General features: G+C 67.7%; 11 protein-coding genes. 8 read left to right on the top strand and 3 right to left on the bottom strand.

Features of this window, described 5'->3' with window-relative positions:
* Nucleotides 1-122 precede the first annotated feature (122 nt).
* Nucleotides 123-827, bottom strand: a complete 705-nt coding sequence (locus AC067M_RS21745; protein WP_478698656.1) for a DUF5324 family protein — start codon at nucleotides 825-827, stop codon at nucleotides 123-125.
* A gap of 317 nt (nucleotides 828-1,144) precedes the next feature.
* Between AC067M_RS21745 and AC067M_RS21740 the strand changes: the two genes are divergently transcribed.
* Both AC067M_RS21740 and AC067M_RS21735 read left to right on the top strand, forming a co-directional pair.
* The gene (locus AC067M_RS21740) at nucleotides 1,145-1,678 is read left to right on the top strand and encodes a peptidylprolyl isomerase (protein WP_478698655.1); all 534 of its coding nucleotides are present in this window, start codon (nucleotides 1,145-1,147) and stop codon (nucleotides 1,676-1,678) included.
* Between the two features lie 107 nt (nucleotides 1,679-1,785).
* Nucleotides 1,786-2,694: a rhomboid family intramembrane serine protease gene (locus AC067M_RS21735; protein ID WP_478698654.1), complete on the top strand. Its 909-nt coding sequence runs from the start codon at nucleotides 1,786-1,788 to the stop codon at nucleotides 2,692-2,694.
* A 267-nt stretch (nucleotides 2,695-2,961) separates the two neighbouring features.
* On the opposite strand, the gene crgA is transcribed toward AC067M_RS21735, so the two are convergent.
* Nucleotides 2,962-3,216 (bottom strand): cell division protein CrgA, encoded by a 255-nt coding sequence (gene crgA, locus AC067M_RS21730; RefSeq protein ID WP_478698653.1) that lies wholly within the window; start codon nucleotides 3,214-3,216, stop codon nucleotides 2,962-2,964.
* Nucleotides 3,217-3,357: 141 nt separating this feature from the next.
* On the opposite strand from crgA, the gene AC067M_RS21725 reads away from it, so the two are divergent.
* The 6 genes from AC067M_RS21725 to AC067M_RS21700 are packed head-to-tail and all read left to right on the top strand — an operon-like array spanning nucleotide 3,358 to nucleotide 7,511.
* Nucleotides 3,358-4,137 carry a DUF881 domain-containing protein gene (locus AC067M_RS21725; RefSeq protein WP_478698652.1) on the top strand — a complete coding sequence of 260 codons (780 nt, stop codon included), beginning with the start codon at nucleotides 3,358-3,360 and terminating at the stop codon, nucleotides 4,135-4,137.
* Nucleotides 4,138-4,157: 20 nt separating this feature from the next.
* Nucleotides 4,158-4,856 (top strand): class E sortase, encoded by a 699-nt coding sequence (locus tag AC067M_RS21720; RefSeq protein ID WP_478698651.1) that lies wholly within the window; start codon nucleotides 4,158-4,160, stop codon nucleotides 4,854-4,856.
* A 52-nt stretch (nucleotides 4,857-4,908) separates the two neighbouring features.
* Nucleotides 4,909-5,070, top strand: coding sequence for a hypothetical protein (locus AC067M_RS21715; protein WP_393627480.1), 162 nt, complete (start codon nucleotides 4,909-4,911; stop codon nucleotides 5,068-5,070).
* Nucleotides 5,067-5,705, top strand: coding sequence for an aminodeoxychorismate/anthranilate synthase component II (locus AC067M_RS21710; RefSeq protein WP_478698650.1), 639 nt, complete (start codon nucleotides 5,067-5,069; stop codon nucleotides 5,703-5,705). The genes AC067M_RS21715 and AC067M_RS21710 overlap by 4 nt, the downstream gene beginning before the upstream one ends.
* On the top strand, nucleotides 5,702-6,754 hold the full coding sequence (locus AC067M_RS21705) for a class E sortase (protein WP_478698649.1): 1,053 nt from the start codon (nucleotides 5,702-5,704) through the stop codon (nucleotides 6,752-6,754). The genes AC067M_RS21710 and AC067M_RS21705 overlap by 4 nt, the downstream gene beginning before the upstream one ends.
* 13 nt (nucleotides 6,755-6,767) lie before the next feature.
* Nucleotides 6,768-7,511: a class E sortase gene (locus tag AC067M_RS21700; protein WP_478698648.1), complete on the top strand. Its 744-nt coding sequence runs from the start codon at nucleotides 6,768-6,770 to the stop codon at nucleotides 7,509-7,511.
* Nucleotides 7,512-7,601: 90 nt separating this feature from the next.
* Here the strand turns inward: AC067M_RS21700 and AC067M_RS21695 are convergent, their stop codons facing one another.
* Nucleotides 7,602-8,534: a restriction endonuclease gene (locus AC067M_RS21695; protein ID WP_478698754.1), complete on the bottom strand. Its 933-nt coding sequence runs from the start codon at nucleotides 8,532-8,534 to the stop codon at nucleotides 7,602-7,604.
* Nucleotides 8,535-8,563: the final 29 nt, after the last annotated feature.

The raw sequence follows: 8,563 nt of genomic DNA, 5'->3' as shown, positions 1-8,563 counted from the left end.
GGGAGGAAAAAAACCCCCCCCCACCCCCCCCCCCCCCACCCCCCCGCCCACACCCCCCCCCCCCCCCCCCCCCCCCCCCCCCCCCCCCCCCCCCCCCCCCCCCCTGTGCGGCACTCCGGGCGTCAGTCGCGCTCGTCGCGGTCCGCTGCCTCGTCCTCGGCCTGCTTCGCCTGGACCTCGGGATCGAGCACGGACGGGTTGCCGCTGCCGTCCACCGACGTCAGCCCGCCGGCCTCGGGCACCTCCGTCGCCGCGGGGGGCTCGACCAGCCAGTCCGGGTTGGCCTGCTTGTCCCACCACTTCCAGGCGGCGAAGGCGCCACCGGCGAGCACGCCCATGGCGGCCAGCATTTTCGCCGCCCGGCCCGCCCGCGCCCGCCGCTTGTGCTTGCGGGCCAACTTCTCGATCTCCTTGGCCGTCACATGGCTGCGCAGTGCGGCCAACGCGGCGGCACCGCGCGTCGCGGCCTCGTCTGCGACGGGCACGGCCACGGCCACCGCCTGCTCGATCCTCGGCTTGGAGTACTCGGCGGCCTGCCGGGCAGCAGCTCGGGTGCGAGCGGCGGCCTCCTGGGCGGCCTGGTCGACCTTCGGCGGCACATGCGAACGGGCCTGCTCCAGACGCGGCGCGACATGCGTGCCGTACTGGACGCGAGCCTGGTCGGCGGCCAGCGACACCTTGGGCGCGAGCCGTACGCGTGCCTCGTGTGCGTAGTGCGCGGCCCTGTCCTTGGCCGTGTCGGCGTAGGGCGCCACCACTTCCGCGGCGTGCAGCACGCTGTCCTTGGCCGAGCCGGTCGCGGCGCGCACGCTTTCGATGCGGGTCACGGGTTTCCTCCTCCTCGGTGGCGTACGGTATTTCGACTTTCCACCCTTTTACGGATCATGCCTGTCGACGAACGCTGGGGCATGCGAGGACGGGCATCCGGGTCATGAGCGTTGAAATAAGGGGCAACGCGAGCTTGTCGTCGACAATGCCACGGATCCTCCCTTCGCGCCCGCAGCCCGACGCCACGCGCCCCGATATCCGCTCGGAATCCGCTCGGATGGGGACGCGACATCCGCTCAGATGAGGTCGCCGGGCGACGTAGGGCGTGGACCGTGCGAGGATCAGGGGGTCACAGGAAGACAACGGAAGGCAGATCGTGGCCGAGCAGCTCTACGCCACCCTGAAGACCAATCACGGCGACATCGAGGTCCGGCTCTTCCCGGACCACGCCCCCAAGACGGTCAAGAACTTCGTCGACCTTGCCCAGGGGCAGCGTGAGTGGACCAACCCGGAGACCGGTGAGAAGTCCACGGCCAAGCTGTACGACGGCACGGTCTTCCACCGGGTGATCAGCGGATTCATGATCCAGGGCGGTGACCCGCTGGGCAACGGCACCGGTGGTCCCGGCTACCAGTTCGAGGACGAGTTCCACCCGGACCTGCGCTTCGACAAGCCGTACCTGCTGGCCATGGCCAACGCCGGCCCGGGCACCAACGGCTCGCAGTTCTTCCTCACCGTCTCCCCGACGGCCTGGCTGAACCGCAAGCACACCATCTTCGGCGAGGTCACCGACGCGGCCAGCCAGAAGGTCATCGACTCCATCGCGACGACGCAGACCAACCCGCGCACCGACCGCCCGCTCAACGACGTGGTCATCGAGTCGGTCGTCGTGGAGACCCGCCAGGGCTGAGCCCCGATTCCGCCTGAGCCCAGGCACCTCGACGGGAACCAAATGCCCCGCTCGTCCGTAAGGATGAGCGGGGCAAATGCCGTGCGTACGACGACTTAGGGGATCTCATGGACCAGGCGCCAGGCAGTCCGAAGGGGCCGGACGACCAGGATTCCCAGCCTGCCCAGAGCCTGCCCGTCTGCTACCGCCACCCCGGACGCGAGACGGGCATCCGCTGCACCCGCTGCGAGCGCCCGATCTGTCCCGAGTGCATGGTCAGCGCGTCCGTCGGGTTCCAGTGCCCGTCGTGCGTCCGCGGCGACTCCGGTACGGGGCACGCGCCGGACGCCTCCCGACCGCGCACCCTGGCCGGTGGCACCGTCACGGCCGATCCCCGCCTCCTGACCAAGATCCTCATCGGGATCAACCTCGCGGTCTTCCTCGTCGGCCAGATCCGCCCGTCGTTCCTGGACGACCTGGTCCTGGTCGGCCAGTGGCCGCCGGCGCCGTTCAACCCCACGCAGGGTGTCGCCGAGGGCCAGTGGTGGCTGCTGTTCACCTCGATGTTCGCGCACGAGGCCATCTGGCACATCGCCTTCAACATGCTGAGCTTGTGGTGGCTCGGCGGCCCCCTGGAAGCCGCCCTCGGCCGGGTCCGCTACCTCGCGCTCTATCTGGTCTCGGGGCTCGCGGGCAGCGTCCTGACGTATGTGCTGGCCAGCCCGAGCAGCGGTTCGCTCGGCGCCTCCGGCGCGATCTTCGGCCTCTTCGGCGCGACCGCTGTCCTGATGCGCCGCCTCCGGTACGACATGCGGCCGATCATTGCCCTGCTGGTGATCAACCTCATCTTCACCTTCGGGGCAAGCAACATCGCCTGGCAGGCCCACATCGGCGGACTGGTGGCGGGTGTCGTGATCGGCTACGGCATGGTCCACGCCCCGCGCGAGCGGCGGGCCCTCGTCCAGTACGGCAGCTGTGCCCTGGTGCTGGTGGCCGTCGTGGTGATGACGCTCCTGAGAACCGCCCAGCTCACCTGAGCGCGCTGTTGTCCACAGCGTGTGCCCGATCTTGTGCACACTGTGCGGGAACAACTGTGCCCCCTGTCACCGATCCGCGTTTGCGCAGGTCAGGCAGGGGGCGCATAGTCTTGTGGCAACCGGTGTGTCAGTCGTACCGGCGTCAACACCCGCTGAGTTATCCACAGATCGTCGTCTTTTCCCCAGGCGGGTGTGGAAATTCTGCCTGGGCTGTGGATAACTCAGCGGATAGTCCTGGGCAGAGCTGTGTTCACCGCCGGGTCGCCCTTACTTCCACTGCGTGGAGACGCCGAATCCCGCCGCGATGAAGCCGAATCCCACCACGATGTTCCAGTTGTCCAGCTTGTCGATGGGCAGCGAACCGTCGGTCACATAGAAGACGACGATCCAGGCGAGCCCGACCAGGAACATGGCCAGCATGACCGGCGCGACCCAGGCGCGGCTGTTCAGCTTGATGGTCGCGGCCTGCTTGGCGGGCGGCGGCGTGTAATCGGCCTTCTTGCGGATACGTGACTTCGGCACGAGGGTCTCTCCTGTCGATGCGCTGCGTGGCCGCGCAGGGTTCTGGGTCGGGCTCGGGGCAGCGTACAAGGGGACACTTAGCGCTCCCCCGGGCGTCCGTTAGCGTAGTGCTTCCGTGGCGCCGAAGGAGATAAGGGTACGTTGAGCAATTCTGCCGACTCCCCCGGGACGGGATCCAGCCCCCCGCGTGGTCGACGCCTGCGACCGGTGCGGGTGCTCACGGCGGGCGTCTTCGCTCTCGCGGGACTCATTTTCTTCACCAGCTTCAACACGGCCAAGGGCACCAACATCCGTACGGACACGTCCTTGCTGAAGCTCTCCGACCTCATTCAGGAGCGCAGCCACAAGAACGGTGCACTCGACGAGTCCAACGCGTCCCTGCGCGACGACGTCGACTCCCTCGCCGAGGCCGATGACGGCAGCACCAAGGCCGAGGACGAGAAGCTGGCGCAGTTGGAGAAGAGGGCGGGCACCCAGAAGCTGACGGGCAAGGCGATCACGGTCACGCTGAACGACGCCCCGCCGAACGCCACCGCCAAGCTCCCCGGCTATCCAGAGCCGCAGCCCGACTACCTGGTCATCCACCAGCAGGATCTCCAAGCCGTGGTGAACGCGCTGTGGAAGAGCGGGGCCAAGGGCATCAAGGTCATGGACCAGCGGCTGATCTCCACCAGTGCGGTGCGCTGCGTGGGCAACACCCTGATCCTTCAGGGCCGCGTCTACTCACCGCCGTACAAGATCACGGCGGTAGGGGACCCGGAGGCGATGCAGAAGGCGCTCGCGGACTCCCAGGCGATCCAGAACTACATGGTGTACGTGAATGTCTACGGCCTCGGCTGGAAAGTCACTGAGGACGGGACGGTGACTCTGCCGGGTTACTCCGGCACAGTGGACCTGCACTACGCGAAGCCCGTGGAGTAGCCCGCTTTCAGGAGCCGCCGGTGCGCGTGATCGTCAGGACGTTCAGCGAACTGTGCATCACCGTCGGCGCCCTGATCGTGCTCCTCGTCGTCTACGTGCTGTTCTGGACCGGTGTGCAGGCGGACCGGGTCATGGACGACCAGATCGACGACCTCCAGGACCAGTGGGCCCGGCAGGACACAAGGCCCGCCTCCGCGCCGAGCGCCGCCGCCCCCCGCGCCACTGCCCCGAGCGTCACAGCCGCATACAGCAGCGGCAAGCCCTTCGCGATCATGTACATCCCACGTCTTGGTTTCACGTGGAACAAGCCGGTTCTGGAGGGCACCACCACCGGCACCCTGAAGAAGGGCCTTGGCCACTACGCGAACACCGCGCAGCTCGGTCAGGCGGGCAACTTCTCCGTCGCCGGTCACCGGCGCACCTATGGCGACCCCTTCAAGGACTTCCCCAGGCTGCGTAGGGGTGACGCGGTGGTGCTGACCGACGGGACCACATGGTTCACGTATCGGATCGACAAAGGGCCCTACAAAACAGTGCCCTCGGACATTGAAGTGATCGACCCTCTGCCACGTAAGTCGGGGTACACACGTCCAGGCCGCTATCTGACGCTGACCACGTGCGATCCCGAGTGGGGGCACAGTCACCGGCTGATCGTCTGGGCGCACCTGGACTCCACACAGCCTGTGGAGGCAGGCAAACCTGAGGCTCTGCGCCGTTAGTCTGGTGCGGTACGGCGTGAGTCTGGTGCCGTGGTGCGAAGGAAGGGACGGCATGTACGGCTGGATCTGGCGGCATCTGCCGGGAAACGCGTGGTTGAAGGCGCTGATCTCGATCATGCTGGTGCTGGCCGTGGTCTACGTGCTGTTCCAGTACGTCTTTCCGTGGGCCGAACCGCTGCTGCCCTTCAACGATGTGACGGTGGACAACCAGTGAGCGCGCGTATTCTCGTCGTCGACAACTACGACAGCTTCGTCTTCAACCTGGTCCAGTACCTGTACCAGCTGGGTGCCGAGTGTGAGGTCCTGCGCAACGACGAGGTCTCGACGGCACACGCCCAGGACGGCTTCGACGGCGTCCTGCTGTCGCCGGGCCCCGGCACCCCCGAGGAGGCGGGTGTCTGCGTGGAGATGGTGCACCACTGCGCCACCACAGGGGTCCCGGTCTTCGGTGTCTGCCTGGGCATGCAGTCGATGCAGGTGGCGTACGGCGGTGTCGTCGACCGGGCGCCGGAGCTGCTGCACGGCAAGACCTCCCTGGTCGAGCACGAGGGCAAGGGTGTCTTCGCCGGGCTGCCCTCGCCCTTCACTGCGACGCGCTACCACTCCCTGGCGGCCGAGCCGGCCACGGTCCCGGCGGAGCTGGAGGTCACGGCCCGTACGCACGACGGGATCGTCATGGGCCTCCGGCACCGGGAGCTCCCCGTCGAGGGCGTGCAGTTCCACCCCGAGTCTGTGTTGACGGAGCACGGCCACCGGATGCTGGCCAACTGGCTGGTGGAGTGCGGCGACCAGGGCGCGGTGGCGAGGTCGGCGGGGCTCGCCCCGGTGGTGGGCAGGGCCACGGCGTGACCCAAGTGCGCCCAGAGCGCGAGGACACCTCCGGCGGAGCGCCGTACGAACCGTACGGCGCTTCGCCGTACGTCCCGCCCCCCGACGAGGAGACGGTGGCGCTGCGGATCCCGGCGCTGCCGGCGCAGACGGTCGGCGGCGAGTCCACAAGCGCCTCTGGCGCCTCCTCCCCTTCGTCAGCACCCCGAACCACTCCGGGTGGGCGGGCGGCCCGTAGAAAGGCCGCCAAGCGCCGTCGTGGGCGGCACGGCGGCACCTCGGAGGCGTCGGAGGCGTCGGAGGCGTCGGCGCGGGGTGACGATGGCGAGAAACCGCGCTCCGCCGATGCGCGGCCCCTCTCCCGAGTGGAGGCCCGTCGGCAGGCGCGGGCACGCAAGCCGGGCCCCGCCGTGGTCGCCAGCCGCGCCATCGGTGAGGTGTTCATCACGACCGGTGTGCTGATGCTGCTGTTCGTCACCTACCAGCTGTGGTGGACGAACGTACGGGCGCACGCGCAGGCCGGCAGTGAGGCGAACAAGCTCCAGGACGACTGGGCGAACGGCACGCGCAACCCCGGGACGTTCTCGCCGGGCCAGGGCTTCGCGATCCTGCACATCCCCGAGCTGGACGTGGTCGTGCCGATCGCGGAGGGCGTCAGCAACAAGCAGGTGCTCGACAAGGGCATGGTCGGGCACTACGGCGAGGACCCGCTGAAGACGGCGATGCCCGACGCGAAGGCCGGGAACTTCGGGCTCGCGGGGCACCGCAACACACACGGCGAACCGTTCCGGTACATCAACAGGCTCAAGCCGGGCGACGCGATCGTCGTCGAGACACAGGACGAGTACTACGTCTACAAGACGGCGTCGATGCTCCCCGTGACGCCACCGAGCAACACGAGCGTCCTCGACCCCGTCCCCCCGGGATCGGGTTTCACCGGACCGGGCCGCTACATCACGCTGACGACGTGCACGCCGGAGTTCACCAGCAAGTACCGGTTGATCGTCTGGGGCAAGATGGTCGAGGAACGGCCGCGCAGCAAGGGCAAGCCGGATGCGCTAGTCGAGTAAGGGCAGATGAACAGTGGCAGCGACCACCGACGGCACCGCAGAGCACACCGACGCGTCCGCGTCCCGGCCCGCACCGCGGCGCCGTGGCGGCCGGATCGCGATGGCGGTCAGTGTCTTCGGTGAACTCCTCATCACGGCGGGCCTGGTGCTCGGCCTGTTCGTCGTCTACTCCCTGTGGTGGACGAACGTTGTCGCCGACCGCGCGGCCGACAAGCAGGGCGACAAGGTCCGCGACACCTGGGCCCACGACTCCGGTCCCGGCGCGCTGGACACCAAGGACGGCATCGGCTTCCTGCACGTGCCCGCGATGAAGAACGGCGAGGTCCTGGTCGAGAAGGGCACCTCGTCCAAGATCCTCAACGACGGCGTGGCCGGCTACTACACCGAACCCGTCAAGGCGACCCTGCCGACCAGCGGCAAGGACGGAAACTTCTCCCTGGCCGCCCACCGCGACGGCCATGGCGCGAAGTTCCACAACATCGACAAGCTGGAGAAGGGCGACCCGATCGTCTTCGAGACGAAGGACGACTGGTACGTCTACAAGGTCTTTGCGATCCTGCCCGAGACCTCGAAGTACAACGTCAAGGTCCTCACCACGGTCCCCAAGGAGTCCGGCAGGACGAAGGCCGGCCACTACATCACGCTGACGACCTGCACGCCGGTGTACACGAGCCGGTACCGGTACGTGGTGTGGGGGGAGCTGGAGCGGGTCGAGAAGGTGGACAGCGAGCGGACGCCGCCGAAGGAGCTGGGGTGACTGAGCTCCTTGCGGGAGCTCAGTCACCTAGCATGGCGGAGGCCCGAAGCCGCAACTTGCTCTTGCGGCTTCGGGCCTCGTGCGTAACGCCTATCCCAGGGCTTTCAGGCGCACTCCGGCGCTCCATGCCTCCACTTCGTCGCGGTTGACGGTGACGACCCCGCTCAGGTCGGCGACGGCCTGCGCTTCGAGGCTGAAATTGGACGTGGAGACGAACAGGGCGATGTCCACGCGGTTGACGACTCGTGCCGCACCGGCGAACTTCTGCATGTCGGCGCTGGGGACCGACCAGCGGCCGGCGCGGTTCTTGCACTGGACGGCGACGGTACGCCCGTCGGCCGTGCGTGCCGTGATGTCGATGCCCCGGTCGGTGCGGGCCTGCCGTACGACGACTTCCGTGCAGCCGTCGCGGCGCAGCAGCTCGGCGACGTGACGCTCGAAGGCCTGCCAGGTCATGGCACTGATGGAGGCCCTGACCTGGTCTGTCGGTGCTTCACCCTCCAGGCTTCGGATGCGCTGGTGGTGCCAGCACAGCTTGCGTTCGACGTTCTGGATGTCCTGGCGGAGTTCGATGAGCTCGCGGCGGTGTTCGCTGGAGGAGGCGATGAGGGCGTTGAACAGGGGGACGACGTTCTTGCCGAGGATGTGGGCGATGCGTCGGTCGATGTGGTCGTCGAGGGAGACGGTGTCCCGGTGGACGGGGTTGTCCACAGGCTGTGCGCGGGCCACGTACTCCATGTCCAGGAGGTACACACGCACCTGTCGTGCGACTTCGCTGTCCCTGAGGAGCATGGCCACGTTGAGGACGGATCGGCGAGAGTAGATGGTGAGACTGCGGCGGGCTTGTGGATAACTTCCCAGCGAGAGTGACATGTTGTCACTCTCGAATTTCCGGAGGTCAGCGCCCCGCAGTACCGCCATGCCGTTGGCTTCCAGTTCTTCGCGATGGCGCTTGGTCAGCTGTCGGACGACTTCGACGGTGACTCCGAAGTACGTCGCCACCATCGCCGTAGTCACGTGCATTCCGTCCGGCAGAAGTGACAGCGCCTTCA

Source organism: Streptomyces sp. NPDC043427 (assembly GCF_056436655.1).
Note: the sequence above shows the minus strand (reverse complement) of the source record. Positions and strands in the feature narration are given on the sequence as shown.